The 16,545-nt window shown below is 68.4% G+C and carries 18 protein-coding genes; 13 read left to right on the top strand and 5 right to left on the bottom strand.

Features of this window, described 5'->3' with window-relative positions:
* Positions 1 to 56: 56 nt before the first annotated feature.
* From ABL840_RS11390 to mnhG, 13 genes are all read left to right on the top strand, one after another.
* Entirely contained in the window at positions 57 to 395 is a 339-nt protein-coding gene (locus ABL840_RS11390) for a LapA family protein (protein WP_093199060.1), read from the top strand.
* Entirely contained in the window at positions 385 to 1,554 is a 1,170-nt protein-coding gene (gene lapB, locus ABL840_RS11385) for a lipopolysaccharide assembly protein LapB (RefSeq protein WP_093301108.1), read from the top strand. Before ABL840_RS11390 ends, lapB begins: the two co-directional genes overlap by 11 nt.
* Positions 1,555 to 1,693: 139 nt before the next feature.
* The gene (locus ABL840_RS11380; RefSeq protein WP_093301110.1) at positions 1,694 to 2,023 is read left to right on the top strand and encodes a ComEA family DNA-binding protein; all 330 of its coding nucleotides are present in this window, start codon (positions 1,694 to 1,696) and stop codon (positions 2,021 to 2,023) included.
* 155 nt (positions 2,024 to 2,178) lie between these two features.
* Positions 2,179 to 3,147, top strand: a complete 969-nt coding sequence (locus tag ABL840_RS11375) for a TRAP transporter substrate-binding protein (protein WP_093199053.1) — start codon at positions 2,179 to 2,181, stop codon at positions 3,145 to 3,147.
* Between the two features lie 89 nt (positions 3,148 to 3,236).
* Entirely contained in the window at positions 3,237 to 3,770 is a 534-nt protein-coding gene (locus ABL840_RS11370) for a TRAP transporter small permease (RefSeq protein ID WP_093301112.1), read from the top strand.
* A gap of 39 nt (positions 3,771 to 3,809) precedes the next feature.
* Positions 3,810 to 5,123, top strand: coding sequence for a TRAP transporter large permease (locus ABL840_RS11365; RefSeq protein WP_176947441.1), 1,314 nt, complete (start codon positions 3,810 to 3,812; stop codon positions 5,121 to 5,123).
* Positions 5,124 to 5,163: 40 nt separating this feature from the next.
* Positions 5,164 to 5,541, top strand: coding sequence for a fluoride efflux transporter CrcB (gene crcB, locus ABL840_RS11360; protein ID WP_093301113.1), 378 nt, complete (start codon positions 5,164 to 5,166; stop codon positions 5,539 to 5,541).
* A gap of 88 nt (positions 5,542 to 5,629) precedes the next feature.
* A complete protein-coding gene (locus ABL840_RS11355; protein WP_093301115.1) occupies positions 5,630 to 8,578 on the top strand; it encodes a monovalent cation/H+ antiporter subunit A in 2,949 nt (982 codons plus the stop codon).
* The gene (locus tag ABL840_RS11350; RefSeq protein ID WP_093199043.1) at positions 8,578 to 8,928 is read left to right on the top strand and encodes a Na+/H+ antiporter subunit C; all 351 of its coding nucleotides are present in this window, start codon (positions 8,578 to 8,580) and stop codon (positions 8,926 to 8,928) included. Before ABL840_RS11355 ends, ABL840_RS11350 begins: the two co-directional genes overlap by 1 nt.
* Positions 8,929 to 8,969: 41 nt before the next feature.
* On the top strand, positions 8,970 to 10,643 hold the full coding sequence (locus ABL840_RS11345) for a monovalent cation/H+ antiporter subunit D (protein WP_093301217.1): 1,674 nt from the start codon (positions 8,970 to 8,972) through the stop codon (positions 10,641 to 10,643).
* The gene (locus tag ABL840_RS11340) at positions 10,640 to 11,131 is read left to right on the top strand and encodes a Na+/H+ antiporter subunit E (protein WP_093199040.1); all 492 of its coding nucleotides are present in this window, start codon (positions 10,640 to 10,642) and stop codon (positions 11,129 to 11,131) included. The genes ABL840_RS11345 and ABL840_RS11340 overlap by 4 nt, the downstream gene beginning before the upstream one ends.
* Positions 11,128 to 11,406, top strand: coding sequence for a K+/H+ antiporter subunit F (locus ABL840_RS11335; RefSeq protein ID WP_019654754.1), 279 nt, complete (start codon positions 11,128 to 11,130; stop codon positions 11,404 to 11,406). Before ABL840_RS11340 ends, ABL840_RS11335 begins: the two co-directional genes overlap by 4 nt.
* A complete protein-coding gene (gene mnhG / locus ABL840_RS11330; RefSeq protein WP_093199037.1) occupies positions 11,403 to 11,786 on the top strand; it encodes a monovalent cation/H(+) antiporter subunit G in 384 nt (127 codons plus the stop codon). Before ABL840_RS11335 ends, mnhG begins: the two co-directional genes overlap by 4 nt.
* Positions 11,787 to 11,808: 22 nt before the next feature.
* On the opposite strand, the gene ABL840_RS11325 is transcribed toward mnhG, so the two are convergent.
* The 5 genes from ABL840_RS11325 to ABL840_RS11305 form a co-directional block, all read right to left on the bottom strand.
* The gene (locus ABL840_RS11325; protein WP_093301117.1) at positions 11,809 to 12,825 is read right to left on the bottom strand and encodes an XdhC family protein; all 1,017 of its coding nucleotides are present in this window, start codon (positions 12,823 to 12,825) and stop codon (positions 11,809 to 11,811) included.
* A gap of 19 nt (positions 12,826 to 12,844) precedes the next feature.
* Positions 12,845 to 13,516, bottom strand: coding sequence for a CoxG family protein (locus ABL840_RS11320; protein ID WP_093301119.1), 672 nt, complete (start codon positions 13,514 to 13,516; stop codon positions 12,845 to 12,847).
* A 34-nt stretch (positions 13,517 to 13,550) separates the two neighbouring features.
* Positions 13,551 to 14,771, bottom strand: a complete 1,221-nt coding sequence (locus ABL840_RS11315; RefSeq protein ID WP_093301121.1) for a vWA domain-containing protein — start codon at positions 14,769 to 14,771, stop codon at positions 13,551 to 13,553.
* Positions 14,772 to 14,778: 7 nt separating this feature from the next.
* Positions 14,779 to 15,669 (bottom strand): AAA family ATPase, encoded by an 891-nt coding sequence (locus ABL840_RS11310; protein ID WP_093301123.1) that lies wholly within the window; start codon positions 15,667 to 15,669, stop codon positions 14,779 to 14,781.
* Between the two features lie 70 nt (positions 15,670 to 15,739).
* Entirely contained in the window at positions 15,740 to 16,531 is a 792-nt protein-coding gene (locus ABL840_RS11305) for an FAD binding domain-containing protein (RefSeq protein WP_093199021.1), read from the bottom strand.
* Positions 16,532 to 16,545 lie beyond the last annotated feature (14 nt).

Here is a 16,545-nt window from a genome sequence, read left to right as displayed (position 1 = left end):
CACGAAGTGCGCGCAGCCTGGGGGCGAGCAATAATTCACCGCCAACGGGAACGTGCATGAAATACCTCCTGTGGCTGCTCAAGGCAGCCATTTTTTTTACGCTCTTCGCCTTCGCGCTGAACAACCAGCACGACGCGACCGTCTACTTCTTCTTCGGCACCTACTGGCGCGCGCCACTGGTGCTCGTGGTGCTCGCGGCCTTTGCGGGCGGGCTCGTGGTGGGAGCGCTGGGCATGCTGCCGGGCTGGTGGAAGCATCGCGCCGCGGCAGCGCAGGCACCGGCCAGCACCGAAGCCCAGCCGCCCGCACCGGCGGCCACCGCGGCAGCCGCAACCCCGGCAGCACCGACCATCTCCGCCACCGATCTCCCCGCCGTACGTCAACATGGACTTTGATCCCAGCTGGCTGCTGATCAGCCTGCCCGTCGCCTTCGTGCTGGGCTGGCTCGCATCGCGCTTCGACATCCGCCAGCTCAAGCTGGAGAACCGGCAGGCGCCCAAGGCCTACTTCCGCGGTCTCAACTTCCTGCTCAACGAACAGCAGGACCAGGCCATCGACGCCTTCATCGAGGCCGTGCAGAACGACCCCGACACGCAGGAACTGCACTTCGCGCTCGGCAACCTGTTCCGCCGCCGCGGCGAGTACCAGCGCGCCGTGCGCGTGCACGAGCACCTGTTGGGACGTGGCGACCTGAGCCGCAGCGACCGCGAGCGCGCGCAGCACGCACTCGCGCAAGACTTCCTTCGCGCCGGCCTGCTCGACCGCGCCGAGGCCGCGCTGCAGAAGCTCGAAGGCACGCGCTACGAGAACGAGGCACGGCTCGCGCTGCTCGCCATCTACGAGCGCTCGCGCGAATGGGCGCAGGCCGCCGACGTGGCGCAGAAGCTCGACGAGTCCGACCAGGCCAGCTACAGCACGCGCCGCGCGCACCACCTCTGCGAGCAGGCGACGGAACGCGTCGCCGCAGGCGACCTGCCCGGCGCCGAAAAGCTGCTGGCGCAGGCCGTCGAGCTGGCGCCCCAAGCTCCACGCCCGGCCATCGACACCGCCAGCCTGCAGATGCGCAAGGGCGACGCGAACGCGGCCTTCGACACGCTCGTGGCCCTGAGCGACACCGCGCCGCTGGCGCTGCCGCTCTATGCCGCCACGCTGCAGCAGGCCGCCGTGGCCGCGCATCGCGAGGCCGATGCGCTCGAACTGCTGCAGCGGCGCTATGTCGAGTCGCCTTCCATCGACGTGCTCGAGGCGCTGATGGCGCTCGGCGGCAAGCCGTCCGCGACCACGGAAGAACCGAACCCCACGCCGCGCGACGGCTACATTGCACATCTCGCGCAGCAGCCCTCGCTGGTCGCCGCGTCGCGCTGGCTCGCGGGCGAAAAGTTCGAGCACGAGCAGTTCCATCCGCAGGTGCAGCGCGCGCTCGACCAGGCCACGCGTCCGCTCATGCGCTACCGCTGCGCGGCCTGCGGTTTCGAGGCACACCAGTACTTCTGGCACTGCCCCGGCTGCCAGGCCTGGGACAGCTATCCGCCGCGCCGCGTCGAAGAACTCTGATCACTTTTCTGAACAATGGTCACGTGGAGGCCGGCACGGCCTTCATGCGTCAACGCCCTGCTTTCGTGTCTCGTTGAGCGCGGGCCGACATTTCCGTCGGCTGTCACTCATCAACAAGATTCAGGGAGTTTTAATTACCATGTTCAAGAAGATCCTGGCTACCACGGCCATGCTGTTCGCGGTCGCATCGTTCGCCGCCGTCGACGTCAACAAGGGCACGGAAGCCGATCTCGACGGCATCAAGGGCGTCGGCCCGTCGATGTCCAAGCGCATCCTCGATGCACGCAAGACGGGCGAGTTCAAGGACTGGCCCGACTTCATGCAGCGCGTGAAGGGCGTGAAGGAGAAGAAGGCGGCCAAGCTCTCGGCAGAAGGCCTGACCGTCAACGGCAAGAGCTTCGGCGACGCGGCGCCCGCCCCATCGAAGGGAGAGAAGGGAACGAAGGAAGCGAAGGCCGCCAAGCCCTGATTCCGCTTAGGTAGAAATATGCAAAGCCGCCTTCGGGCGGCTTTTTCATGCGCGCGAGCATGCACGCGATGGCAGGGAAAAGCCTCAGGAAGTGGCCCGGAATTTGCACGTAAGCTTCCTTTCGTTTTGCTTTCACTACATTCCGGAGCGAGTCAATGAATCACAAGTTCGGCATTGCCCTCGCGGGCCTCACCCTCGGCGCCGCGGCCTTCGCCCAGACCAAGTGGGACCTCCCCACCGCCTACCCGGCAACCAACTACCACACGGAAAACATCACGCAGTTCGCGAAGGACGTCGACGCGGCCACGGGCGGCAAGGTGAAGATCACGGTGCATGCCAACGCTTCGCTGTTCAAGGCGCCCGAGATCAAGCGCGCGGTGCAGAGCGGCCAGGCGCAGGCCGGCGAGATCCTGCTGGCCAACTTCGCCAACGAGAACCCGATCTACGCGCTCGATGGCGTTCCCTTCCTCGCCACCACCTACCCCGACGCCAGGAAGCTCTACGACGCATCGAAGCCCGCCATGGAGAAGCTGCTCGCGGCCCAGGGCATCAAGGTGCTCTTCGTGGTGCCGTGGGCGCCGCAGGGCATCTACACCAAAAAGGAAATCGGCTCGGTGGCCGATCTGCGCGGCATCAAGTGGCGTGCCTACAGCCCGGCCACAGCCAAGATCGCCGAACTCATCGGCGCGCAGCCGGTGCAGATCCAGCAGGCCGAACTCAGCGCGGCCATGGCCACGGGCGTGATCGAGAGCTACATGAGCTCCGGCTCCACCGGCTACGACACCAAGACCTACGAGCACATCAAGAACTTCTACGACACGCAGGCCTGGATCCCCAAGAACGCGATCCTCGTGAATGCCAAGGCCTTCGACGCGCTCGACGCGACCACCAAGGCCGCCGTCACCAAGGCCGCAGCCGATGCCGAGGCACGCGGCTGGAAGGTGGCCCAGGAGAAGAACGAGGAATACAAGCGCCTGCTCGCCGAGCGCGGCATGAAGATCCACAAGCCCTCGCCCAAGCTCGACGCCGACATGCGCCAGGTCGGCGGCATCATGCAGGCCGACTGGCTGAAGGTTGCCGGCGCCGACGGCGCTGCCATCGTCGACACCTACAAGAAGAAATGATGACGCCCCCACGCTCATCGCTTCGCGTATCGCTGCCCCCCGAGGGGGCGCAGGCCTCCCTTGGGGCGGCCCGGCGGGAGACCTGAGCCATGCGCCGACTCCTCGACCGCCTGTACGACGGTGCAGGCGCGCTGGGCGCGCTCTGCGTGTTCCTGATCTTCGTGCTGATGATCCTGGCCGGCGTGGGCCGGCAGATGAACTGGCACGTGAGCGGCCTCAACGACGTGGTGGCCTGGCTGTGCGCCGCCGCCGCGTTCTTCGCGATGGCGCATGCGTTCCGCCACGGCGACTTCGTGCGCGTGACGCTGCTGCTGGAAGCGGTGTCGCCCAAGGTGCGCCGCGCGCTCGACGTGACCTGCCTGCTGATCGCCGCGGTGTCGGTGGCCTACCTCACCTACTGGGCCACCAGCTTCACTTATGAAAGCTACGAGTTCGCCGAGATGGCGACAGGCCTGGTCGTCATTCCGATCTGGATTCCGCAATCGACCTTCGTGATCGGCTGCTGGCTGCTGCTGATCGCCATGATCGACGAGCTGGTCGGCGTGGTGCGCGGCGAGAAGCCCAGTTACCAGCGCGCCATCGAGGAGCGCCACGCGGCGGGCGACTTCTCATCCGACGTCTGAGCGCACACGACACAACGACAACAACAGCAAAGACACCCGATGTTCGAAAACCTCTGGATGGGCGCGCTGCTGCTCGCGATCATGCTGCTGCTCCTGGCGGGCGGCGTGTGGATCGCGATGACACTGGCCATCGTCGGCTGGGTCGGCCAGGCCTTCTTCACCAACACGCTGCCGGGCAAGAACCTGTTCTCGGCCTTCTGGGAGAGCAATGCGAGCTGGGAGCTCGCGGCGCTGCCGCTCTTCATATGGATGGGCGAGATCCTGTTCCGGACCAAGCTCAGCGAGGAGATGTTCGAGGGCCTGCGCCCCTGGCTCAACCGCGTGCCCGGCCGGCTGATGCACACCACCATCCTCGGCTGCGGCGTGTTCGGCTCGGTCTCGGGCTCGTCGGCCGCCACCTGCGCGACCATCGCCAAGGTGGCGCTGCCCGAGCTCAAGCGCCGCGGCTACAACGAGAAGCTGGCCATCGGCTCGCTGGCCACCGCCGGCACGCTGGGCATCCTGATCCCGCCGTCGATCACCATGGTGGTGTACGCGGTGGCGGCCGATGCCTCGATCATCCGCATCTTCCTGGCCGGCTTCCTGCCGGGCCTGCTGCTGATGGTGCTGTTCTCGGGCTACATCGGCTGGTGGAGCCTGCGCAACCCGGGCCAGGTGCCGCCCGCGGATCCGCCTACGACCTTCATGGAGAAGATCCGGCTGTCGGGCAACCTCATTCCCTGCGCGCTGCTGATCGTCTTCATCGTCTGGGTGCTGGTGGCCGGCTGGGCCACCGCCACCGAGTGCGCGGCCTTCGGCGTGCTGGGCTCGCTGGCCATCGCGGCCTGGGGCCGCAGCCTCACCTGGAAGAACTTCAAGGACGGCATCATGGGCGCCACGCGCACCAGCTGCATGATCATGTTCATCCTGGCCGGCGCCGCCTTCCTCACCAAGACCATGGCCTTCACCGGCATTCCGCGCGAGCTGGCGGAGTGGGTCGACAGCATGCACCTGTCGCCCTACGCGCTGATCGGCGCGCTGGTGCTGGTGTACCTGGTGCTGGGCACCGCGCTCGACGGCATCTCGATGATCGTGCTCACCAGCGCGGTAGTGCTGCCCATGATCCAGAAGGCGGGCTTCGACCTGATCTGGTTCGGCATCTTCATCGTGCTGCTGGTCGAGATCGCCGAGGTCACGCCGCCGGTGGGCTTCAACCTCTTCGTGCTGCAGAACATGACCGGCAAGGACAGCAACGTGATCGCGAAGGCGGCGATCCCGTTCTTCTTCTGCCTGGTGCTGTGCATCGTGCTGATCACGCTGTTCCCGAGCATCGTGACGATCCTGCCGGACGTCGTGATGGGCCGCGAGAAGTAGCCCGGCCGGGCCGCCGCGCGGCTTGCGGATAATCGCGGCCATGCTGCTGAACGTCATCGTCATCTGTCTCGCCGCATGCGTCGGCGCCCTCATGCGCTGGGGCTTCGCCCTCTGGCTCAACCCCGGCGGCATCCTGCCCTGGGGCACGCTGGCCGTGAACCTGATCGGCGGCTATCTCATCGGCGTGGCCATCGGCGTGTTCAGCGGCCTGCCCGACATCAACCCCGCATGGCGGCTCATGGTCATCACCGGCTTCCTCGGCACGCTCACCACCTTCTCGAGCTTCTCGGCGGAAGTCGTGGGCATGCTGACCGGCGGCCGCGTCGGACTCGCAATGGGCACCATCGCGCTGCACCTGGGCGGCTCGCTGTGCATGACCTGGCTCGGGCTGCGCACGGTTCAGGCGTTCTCCTCCTGAATTGCATGAAAACCAGGTGAAAAACTGCCTTATGTCTTGCGGTTATAGATAAGGCTTTCCATAGGGTCGGCCGATAGAATCGACCCCAATGCCCCTGGTCTTTCTCGTCGCACTCCCCTTCATCGCCAGCGTGCTGGCCGCGTTGATGCCGTCCAACGCGCGCAACAGGGAGTCGACCCTCGCGGGGCTGGTCGCGCTGGGCTGCGCCATCCAGGCCGCGTGGTTCTTCCCGCAGATCGCCAACGGCGGAGTGCTGCGGCAGCAGATCGAATGGCTGCCGGCCCTGGGCCTCAACCTCGTGTTCCGCATGGACGGCTTCGCATGGCTGTTCTGCATGCTGGTACTGGGCATCGGCGCGCTGGTGGTGCTCTACGCGCGCTACTACATGTCGGCCTCCGACCCGGTGCCGCGCTTCTTCTCCTTCTTCCTCGCGTTCATGGGCGCGATGATGGGCGTGGTGCTCTCGGGCAACCTCATCCAGATGGTGCTGTTCTGGGAGCTCACCAGCCTGTTCTCATTCCTGCTGATCGGCTACTGGCATCACCGCCGCGACGCGCGGCGCGGCGCGCGCATGGCGCTCACCGTCACCGGCGCGGGCGGGCTGTGCCTGCTGGCCGGCGTGCTGGTGCTGGGCCGCATCACCGGCAGCTACGAGCTCGACAAGGTGCTGGCCTCGGGCGATCTCATTCGCGCGCACGAGTTCTACCCGGCCGCGCTCACGCTGATATTGCTCGGCGCCTTCACCAAGAGCGCGCAGTTCCCGTTCCATTTCTGGCTGCCGCGCGCCATGGCCGCGCCCACGCCGGTGTCGGCCTACCTGCACTCGGCCACCATGGTGAAGCTGGGCGTGTTCCTGATGGCGCGGCTGTGGCCCGTGCTCTCGGGCACCGAGCAGTGGTTCTGGATGGTGGGCGGCGCCGGTGCCATCACGCTGCTGCTCGGCGGCTTCATCGCGATGTTCCAGCGCGACCTGAAGGCGCTGCTGGCCTACTCCACCATCTCGCACCTCGGGCTCATCACGCTGCTGCTGGGCCTGAACAGCCCGCTCGCGGCGGTGGCGGCGGTCTTCCACGTGATGAACCACGCCACCTTCAAGGCGTCGCTCTTCATGGCGGCCGGCATCATCGACCACGAGACAGGCACGCGCGACATACGCAAGCTCAGCGGCCTGATGCGGCTCATGCCCATCACGGGCACGCTGGCCATCATCGCCAGCGCCTCGATGGCCGGCGTGCCGCTGCTCAACGGCTTTCTCTCGAAGGAAATGTTCTTCGCCGAGACGGTGTTCATCCAGGCCACCCCGTGGGTCGACTCCAGCCTGCCGCTGATCGCCACGCTGGCGGGCATCTTCAGCGTGGCCTACTCGGCGCGCTTCGTGTTCGACGTGTTCTTCGGTCCGCCCTGCGGCGACGAGGTGCCCAAGCATCCGCACGAGCCTCCGCACTGGATGCGCGTGCCGGTCGAGCTTCTGGTGCTGGTGTGCCTGGTGGTAGGGGTGGCGCCGGCGTGGTCCGTCGGGCCGATGCTCGCGGCGGCCGCCACGCCTGTCGTCGGCGGCACGCTGCCCGAATACAGCCTCGCCGTGTGGCACGGCTTCAACCTGCCGCTGCTGATGAGCTTCGTGGCGCTGGCGGGCGGCGCCGCGCTGTACCTGCTGCAGCGCCGCCAGCGCGCGCGCGGCGGCCTCGAGAACACGCCGCTGCTGCATCGCTTCGACGGCCAGGTCATCTTCGAGCACCTCATCGCGCTGCTGAGCGAAGCCGGCCGCCGCAGCCGCCGCCTCTTCGGCACGAAGCGCATGCAGTGGCAGTTGCTGCTGCTGGTGGTGGTGGCCGTCGCGGGCGCAAGCGCTTCGCTGTGGCTCACGCCCGCCGCGCCCGGCACGCGCGAGCTGCTGCCCTTCTCGCCGATGTTCGCCATGACCTGGCTCATCGGCGGCACCTGCGCGGTGGCTGCCGCGTGGCAGGCCAAGTTCCACCGGCTGGCGGCGCTGATGCTGGCCGCGGGCGCGGGCCTGGTCTCGTGCGTCACCTACATCTGGTTCTCGGCGCCCGACCTCGCGCTGACCCAGCTGGTGGTCGAGGCCGTCACCACCGTGCTGATCCTGCTGGGCCTGCGCTGGCTGCCGATGCGCAGCAAGGACGTGGTGCAGCCCGCGCGCGCACGGCTCAAGCCCTGGGGCCGCCGCGGCCGCGACCTGCTGATCGCCGCCATCGCGGGCAGCGGCATGGCCGCGCTGGCCTGGGCCATGATGACGCGCACCTTCCCGCAGAGCATCTCGCCTTTCTTCCTCGAGCGTGCGCTCACCGAGGGCGGCGGCACCAACGTGGTCAACGTGATGCTGGTCGACTTCCGCGGCTTCGACACCTTCGGCGAGATCACCGTGCTGGGCATCGTCGCGCTCACGGTGTATGCGCTGCTGCGGCGCTTCCGCCCCGCCATCGAATCGATGGCGCTGCCGATCCAGCAGCGGCTGCAGGCCGACGACGGCAGCAGCGACCTGCTGAACCCGCGCCGCGCCAAGGACACCGCCGTGGGCTACCTGATGGTGCCGGCCGTGCTGGTGCGGCTGCTGCTGCCCGTCTCGGTGCTGGTGTCGGTCTACTTCTTCATGCGCGGCCACAACGCGCCGGGCGGCGGCTTCGTCGCGGGGCTGGTGATGTCGGTCGCGCTGGTGCTGCAGTTCATCGTGTCGGGCACCGAATGGGTGGAAGAGCACCTGCGCATCTACCCGCGCCGCTGGATCGCCATCGGCCTGCTGCTGGCGCTGGCCACCGGAGGCGGCGCCGTGTTCTTCGGCTACCCCTTCCTCACCACGCACACCGCGCACTTGCACCTGCCGCTGCTGGGCGAAGTGCACGTGCCCAGCGCCCTCTTCTTCGACATCGGCGTGTTCGCGCTGGTGCTCGGTGCCACCATGCTGATCCTGACCGCGCTGGCCCACCAGTCGATACGAAGCCACCGCTGGGCCGACGAGCAAAAAGAAAAAGAGGCGGAGGCGACCGCCACCGCCACCTCCGAGGGAGGAGCCGGCTGATGGAAATCGTGCTCGCACTCGCCATCGGCGTGCTCACCGGCTCGGGCGTCTACATGCTGCTGCGCCCGCGCACCTTCCAGGTCATCATGGGCCTGACGCTGATCTCGTACGCGGTCAATCTCTTCATCTTCAGCATGGGGCGGCTCAAGGTCGACAGCGAGCCGGTGCTCATCAAGGGCCTGACCGCCACGCTGGCCAACACGGCCGACCCGATGCCGCAGGCGCTGGTGCTCACCGCCATCGTGATCGGCTTCGCGATGACGGCACTCTTCCTCGTCGTGATGCTCGCCTCGCGCGGCATCACCGGCACCGACCACGTGGACGGTGAAGAACGGCAGGAGGCGGAGTGACGGAACTCTTCCATCTGCTCGACCGGCTGCTCGAGTTCAGCATGCCGCACCTGGTGGCGGTGCCGATCCTCGTGCCCATGCTCACGGCAGCGCTCATGCTGCTGCTGGGCGAGAACCGCCGGCGCACCAAGTCGGCCCTGAGCGTGGTCTCGGGCCTCGTCGGCCTGCTGGCCGCGCTCGCGCTGCTGCGCTGGGTGAACGCACCCGACACCGGCGGCGGGCCCGGCTCCATCGGTGTCTACCTGCCGGGCAACTGGCGCGCGCCCTTCGGCATCGTGCTGGTGGCGGACCGGCTCTCGACCATGATGGTGGCGCTCACCGGCGTGATCGCCTTCGCCGCGTCCATCTATTCCACCTCGCGCTGGGACCGCGCGGGCGTGCATTTCCATCCGCTGCTGCAGCTGCAGCTCATGGGCCTGAACGGCGCCTTCCTCACGGGCGACCTGTTCAACCTGTTCGTGTTCTTCGAGGTGATGCTCGCGGCCTCCTACGGCCTGCTGCTGCACGGCTCGGGCCGGCTGCGCGTGCAGGCTGGGCTGCACTACATCGCGATCAATCTCGCGGCGTCCTCCCTGTTCCTGATCGGCGCAGCCATCCTCTACGGCGTGACCGGTACGCTCAACATGGCCGACCTGGGCATGCGCATCGCTGAGCTCGCGCCGGGCGACCGCGGCCTGGTGCACGCGGCCACGGCGATCCTCTTCACAGCCTTCTTCGCCAAGGCGGGCGCGTGGCCACTCAATTTCTGGCTGGTGCCGGCCTACAGCTCCGCAGTCTCGCCGGTGGGCGCGGTGTTCGCGCTGCTCACCAAATTGGGCGTCTACACCGTGCTGCGGCTGTGGACTGTGCTCTTCGCGCCCGACACCGGCGCGTCGGCCGCCTTCGGCCAGCCGGTGCTGGTGGGCGCGGGCATCGCCACGCTGTTCGTGGCGGCCTTCGGCATCCTCGGCACGCAACGGCTTTCCAACCTCGCGGGCTTCAGCGTGCTGATGTCGGCCGGCACGCTGCTCGCCGCGGTGGGGCTGGGGCAGCCGGCCGTGTGGGCCGGCGCGCTCTTCTACATGCTGAGCTCCACCCTCGCGGTGAGTGCCTTCTTCCTGCTGATCGACATGATCGAGCGCTGGCGCAATGCCGGCATGAGCGTGGCGCCGCACGAGGCCGCGGGCACCGCGCCCTTCCTGGCCGAGGACCTGAGCGCACTGAGCGACGTGAACCTCGACGACGACGCGCAGGCGCTCTACGGGCGGGCGATTCCGGCCGGCGTCGCCTTCCTCGGCCTGAGCTTCATGATCTGCACGCTGCTGCTGACCGGCCTGCCGCCGCTGTCGGGCTTCGTCGGCAAGTTCGCGATGCTCTCGGGGCTCATGGGCGGCAGCGGCGCGATCGGCGCGACCGACTGGACTTTCCTGGTGCTGCTGATCGCCTCCGGCTTCCTCGCATTGATCGCGCTGAGCCGCACCGGCATCCGCCATTTCTGGACCCAGCCGCACGGCAACCTGCCCTCGCTGCCAGCGCTCGAGGTGCTGCCGGTGGCCGGGCTCATCGTGGCCTGCATCGCGCTCACGGTCTGGGCCGAGCCGGTGTTGCGCCACGCGCAAGCCACAGCCGAAGGCCTGCGCACGCCAACGGCCTACCGCGCAGCGGTGATGGAGGCGCGGCAGGTGCCGAATCCGGTGCCGTCCGCCAAGGCCGAAGGAAAGGGCGCCACGCCATGAAACGCCTGATTCCCTCCCCGCCGCTTTCGCTGGCGCTGCTCGTCATCTGGCTGCTGCTCAACCAGTCGCTCGAGGCCAGCACGCTGCTGTCGGGCGTGCTGCTGGCCATTGCCGTGCCGCTGCTGACCCAGGGCCTGCGGCCCGCCACGGTGCGCATGCGCCGCCCCGGCGTGGCGCTGCGGCTGTGCTGCATCGTGCTCTACGACATGTCGGTGTCGGTGTTCGCGGTGTCGCGCGCGCTGCTCACGCGCCGCAGCGAGCACATCCAGGCGAGCTTCCTGCGCATCCCGCTCGACATGCGCGATCCCAACGGGCTCGCGGTGCTCTCGATGATCATGTGCCTCACGCCCGGCACCGCCTGGGGCGAGGTGGCCTTCGATCGCAGCACCCTGCTGATCCACGTGTTCGACCTCGAGGACGAGGCGGCCTTCATCGCGCAGATCAAGAGCCGCTACGAACGTCCGCTGATGGAGATCTTCGAATCATGACGCCCATCCTTTTCTGGTCGCTCAAGTTCGCGCTGTTCCTGCTGGCTGTGGCGATGCTCTGCGCCGTCGCGCGCCTGCTGATCGGCCCTTCCGCGCAAGACCGCGTGATGGCGCTGGACTGCCTCTACATCAACGGCATGCTGATGATGCTGGTGCTGGGCATTGTCTACGCGAGCGACGTGTACTTCGCCGCCGCGATGCTGATCGCGCTGTTCGGCTTCGTGAGCTCGACGGCGATGGCCAAGTTCTTGCTGCGCGGGGAGGTGATTGAATGAACGATTTCATCTTGGGCCCGCTGCCGCTGTGGGCCGAGATCGTCACCGCCGTCTTCGCGGTGCTGGGCGCGGCCTTCGCCGCCATCGGCTCCTTCGGCCTGGTTCGGCTGCCGACCTTCTTCCGCCGCATCCATGCACCCACGCTGGGCGCCACCGGAGGCGTGTGGTCGATGACGGTCGCCACCATCGTGTACTTCTCGGTGCAGGGCCACAGCCTCTCGCTGCACGGCGTGCTGATCGTGCTCTTTGTGGCGCTCACCACGCCGGTCACCACCATCTTCCTGATGCGCGCCGCCTTGTTCCGCGAACGCCAGAAGAACGGCGACGTGCCGCCGCCCTCGCCTTCGGACCAGGGGCCGATCCCGCCCTACGAGGGCTGATCGAAAGAAGGCTGCAGCGGGGTCACGCGGCCAGCAGCCGCTCCTTGGCCTGCGCCACTTCCATCTCGCGCGGCAGCGTCACCGCGTTCTTCACTGCGAGAATTTCCGCCATCACGCTCACCGCGATCTCCGGCGGCGTCTTGCTGCCGATGTAGATGCCGATGGGCCCGCGCAGCCGCGCGAGCGATTCCTCGGTCTGGTCGAAGTGCTCGATCATGCGGTCGCGCCGCGCGTCGGCATTGCGCCGCGAGCCGATGGCGCCGACGTAGAAGGCATCGCTCTGCAGCGCTTCGAGCAGCGCGAGGTCGTCGAGCTTGGGGTCGTGCGTGAGAGCGACCACGCAGCTGCGGCGGTCGGGCCTGAAGGCGGTCACCGCGTCGTCGGGCATCTCGGTCGTGATCTGCACGCCGGGCAGCGACCAGGCTGTGCGGTACTCGGCGCGCGGGTCGCACAGCGTGACCGCGAAGCCGCTGAACTTGGCCATGGTGGCCAGGTACTCGGCGAGCTGGCCGGCGCCGATCAGCAGCATGCGGTACTCGGGGCCGAAGGTGTTGGTCAGCTCGGTGTCGTTCACCGTGAGCTCGTCGGGCGCCGTCGCCTCGGCAAGCCTCACCGCGCCGGTGGCGAGCGTCACCGTGCGCTGCATGAGCCTGCCCTGCTCCAGCTGCGCCACCAGCAGCTCGAGCGAGCCGGCATCGGGCGCGTACTCGAGCAGCAGCTCCAGCGTGCCGCCGCAGGGCAGCCCGAAGCGGTGCGCCTCGTCGGCGGTGATGCCGTACTTCACGAGCGAGGGCGGCGCGCCCAGCGGTACGTTCTCGGCCTTTCCGTGGGCGTGGCTGTAGCGCGCGATCAGGTCGTCCTCGATGCAGCCGCCCGAGACCGAACCGACCACCGCGCCTTCTTCGGCCAGGGCCATGATCGAGCCCACCGGCCGGGGCGACGAGCCCCAGGTTCGCACCACCGTCGCCAGCAGCGCGCGCTTGCCGGCACGCCGCCAGTCGCGCAGCGTGCGAAGCACCATGACGTCGAGGTTTTCCATGACGGCAAGCCCCGCAGTTTCAGGCAGCGTCGCCGCCCGGTGCGGCGGGCTCGTCCTTGTCGTCCTTCTTGCCGAGGCCGATCTTCTTCATGAGGCCCGACATCATCCCGGCCTTCTCGGCAGGCGCCTCGGCGGCTTCCGCCGCGGGCGCGGGCGGCGGGCCGTAGCGGCTCTGCATCTCGGCCTCGAAGCGCTTGAAGAAATCGTCGGCGGTGGACTTGGCCGCGCCATCGATCAGGCGCTGTCCGAGCTGGGCGATCTTGCCGCCGACCTGGGCCTGCACGGTGTAGTCGAGCTCGCAGCCTGCGGCGGGAGCAGGCGGTGTGGCGGCATCCGCCTCGTGCGCGATGCCAGCGTCCGCCGGTGCGGCAACAGCAACAGGCGCTTCAGCCGCCACGGGCTTGAGCGTGACTCTCGAGGAGCCCTTGGCGAATCCGGCCACGCCGCCCTGCCCTTCGAAGGTGAGCTTGTAGCCGTCGGGCGCCACGATGTCCGACAGCAGCACCTTGCCGTTGAACTTGGCCGAGACCGGGCCGATCTTGACCGCCAGCGCGACGCTGTACTGGTTGTCGCCCGTGAGCTCGAACTTGTCGCAGCCGGGAATGCACTTCTTCAATGTTTCCGGGTCGTTGAGCGCTTCCCAGGCCTGTTGTTGGGTGACGCCGAGGCGGCGGTTTCCGAGCATTTCCATGGTGGGTTTCCTTTGTCTTCCTTCCCGTGCGCCGCTAGCGGCCGGACCGCATCAGGGTGGCCAGGCTCGCTGCGAGCTGTTCGAGTGCGCTGAGATTGTGAACCGCCAGCATCGCGTCCGCTTGCCGGTGCAACACGGCGGCCCCACGCGCCAGAGGGGCGTAGCCCTCGAAGCGCAGCAGCGGGTTGAGCCACAGCAGGCGGCGCGAATGGCGCTTGAGCCACAGCAACTCCTGCTCCAGCAGCGAGGGCTCGCCGGTGTCGAGGCCATCGCTGATCACCAGCACCAGCGTGCGGCGGCCGGTCAGGCGGCGGGCATGCGCGCGGCGCAGCTCGGCCAGCGAGGCGCCGAGCCGGGTGCCGCCCGCGAAGTCGTCGATGGCGAGGCTGGCGGCGCCCAGCATGGCGTCGGTGTCGGCCAGCCGGAAGGCCGGCGTCAGGTCGGTCAGCCGGGTGCCGAAGGCGAACACGTCTCGCCGGCCGGCCCGCCGGGTCGCGGCATGCAGGAAGGCCAGCAGCAGGCGTGCGTAGCGCTCCATCGAGCCGGAGACGTCGACCAGCACCAGCAGCGGCAACGGCTGCTCACGCCGGGCGAGCCGGGGCAGCCGCATGATCTCGCCGCCGGTGCGCGCCGCCTCGTGCAGCACGCCCGGCCAGTGCATGCGCGCATGCTGCCGGCCCGCGTCGCCGGCCACACGCAGGCGGCGCGACGGCAGCTCGGGAATGGGCAGGCGGATGTCGCGCGCGAGCCGCTCCACCAGCCGGTATTCGGCGGCGCCGAGCGCATTGAAGTCGGCATGCTGCAGGCGCTGCCTGTCGCTCGAGGTCATGGCGGCATCGAACTCGATCTCGCGGTCGGGCTTGGCCGGCTCCACCGGCTTGGCGAGGGTGCGTGGCGCACTGAGCGCCTCGCGCACGCGCGGGCGGCGCTTCGAGGGCTCGGCCTTGCCTTCTGCGCTCGGCAGCATCTGGGCGAGCAGCTTGTTGGCCAGTTCCGGGTCGCGGAACCAGGCATCGAAGAGTTCGCGGAACACCATGCGGTCCTGCTCGCGGCTGACCATCACCGCCTCCATGGCTGCGCTCAGGTCGAGCTTGTCTTCCACGCCCACCAGCGTGGCGGCCTCGGCGGCCAGCGCGATGCGCATGGCGTCGGTGCGAACGCCCGCGCGACGCAGCGCCCTGCCGAACGCGGCGATGTTGCCCGCGAGCTTGCCGCTGCGGACGTCGCCGAGTTGCTGCACGCCGGTGGTGGCCATCGACAGCTCACGCCTCGGGCTTGAGCAGGTCCGACGCCAGCTCCTGCGTCAGCGCGGCCACGTCGTCGCGCTGCTTGAACAGGATGCCTGCGGTGTCGACCACTACTTCGGGATCGAGCTCAACGGTGTCGAGCGCGATCAGCGCCCTCGCCCACTCGACGCTCTCCGCGATGCCGGGCGCGCGCTGGAAGGCGTTGGCGAAAGGCGCCTCGCGCAGCCGCGCGACGAAGGTCGCCACCTGGGCCGACAGCTTCTCGCCGGCCTCGGGCACCTGCGCGCGCACGATGGCCAGCTCGCGCTCACGCTCCGGGTAGTCGAGCCAGTGATAGAGACAGCGGCGCTTGACCGCATCGTTGAGCTCGCGCGTGCGGTTGCTCGTGAGGATGGTGACGGGCGGCGCCACCGCGCGCACCGTGCCCAGTTCGGGAATGCTCACCTGGTATTCGCCCAGGTACTCGAGCAGGAAGGCCTCGAAGGGCTCGTCGGCGCGGTCCACCTCGTCGATCAGCAGCACGGCACCGGGCAGCGGCGTCTGCAGCGCCTGCAGCAGCGGCCGGCGGATCAGGTAGTGCGGCTGGTAGACCTCGGCCTCCACGTCGCGCGCCGCGCCGGTGGCCTCGGCTGCGCGCATGTGCAGCAACTGCGCTGCGTAGTTCCATTCGTAGAGCGCCTCGCGCTGCTCCAGGCCGTCGTAGCACTGCAGGCGCAGCAACTCGCGGCCCAGCGCCGTCGACAGCGCCTTCGCCAGCTCGGTCTTGCCGACGCCGGGCTCGCCTTCGAGCAGCAGCGGGCGCTGCAGCTTCAGCGCGAGGAACACGGCCGTGGCCAGCCGGCGGTCGGCGAAGTAGCCGGCCTGCACGAGTCCGGCGGAGAGGGAATCGATGCTCGGGAAGATCATGGCGAAGCGTAGCGGAAGACGCGAGGCTGTCGCGTCTTCCAGCAAGCGAACAGAGCGCCCCCGGGGTTCTTCAGCCCAGGGCCTTGGTGACTGCGCGTTGGGTCAGCACGCTGATCAGGTTGGCCCGATACGCGGCCGACGCATGCAGGTCGCTGTTCAGGTCGCTCGCGTCGATCTTCACGGCGGCGGCGGCCGCGGCGGTGAAGCTCTTGTTCAGCGCGTCTTCCAGCCCCGCGTGGCGGAACACACCGTTGCCCGCGCCGGTGATCGCCACGCGCACGCCGCTGTCGTACTGCGCGAGGAACACGCCGACCAGCGGGAAATTCGACGCCTTCTGGCGCAGCTTCTCGTAGACGGCGCGCTTCGGAACGGGGAAGCGGATCGCGGTGATCAGCTCGTCGTCTTCCAGTGCCGTGGTGAAGAGGCCGAGGAAGAAGTCGTCGGCGGCGATCTCGCGCTTCGAGGTGACGATGGTCGCGCCCGAGGCCAGCACCGCGCTGGGGTAGCACGCGGCCGGGTCGTTGTTGGCCACCGAGCCGCCGATGGTGCCCATCGCGCGCACCTGCCGGTCGCCGATGCGCGAGGCCAGGTCGGCCAGCGCCGGGTAGGCGGCCTTCACGTCGGCGTTGTTCGCCACGTCGAGGTGGCGCGACATGGCGCCGATGGTGATGGCATTGCCGTTCTTCGCGATGCCGGTGAGTTCCTTGATGCCGCTCAGGTCCACGAGCTGTTCGGGGGCCGAGAGGCGCAGCTTCATCGAAGCCAGCAGGGTCTGTCCGCCGGCCAGCGGCTTTCCGCCGGCGCCGATGAGCTTGGCCGCGTCGGCCACGGAAGCGGGCCGTTCGAGTGTGAAGGCGTACATGGCGTGATTCCTTC

Source organism: Variovorax sp. NFACC27 (assembly GCF_048301545.1).
In the GTDB taxonomy this organism is placed as follows: domain Bacteria; phylum Pseudomonadota; class Gammaproteobacteria; order Burkholderiales; family Burkholderiaceae_C; genus Variovorax; species Variovorax gossypii.
Note: the sequence above shows the minus strand (reverse complement) of the source record. Positions and strands in the feature narration are given on the sequence as shown.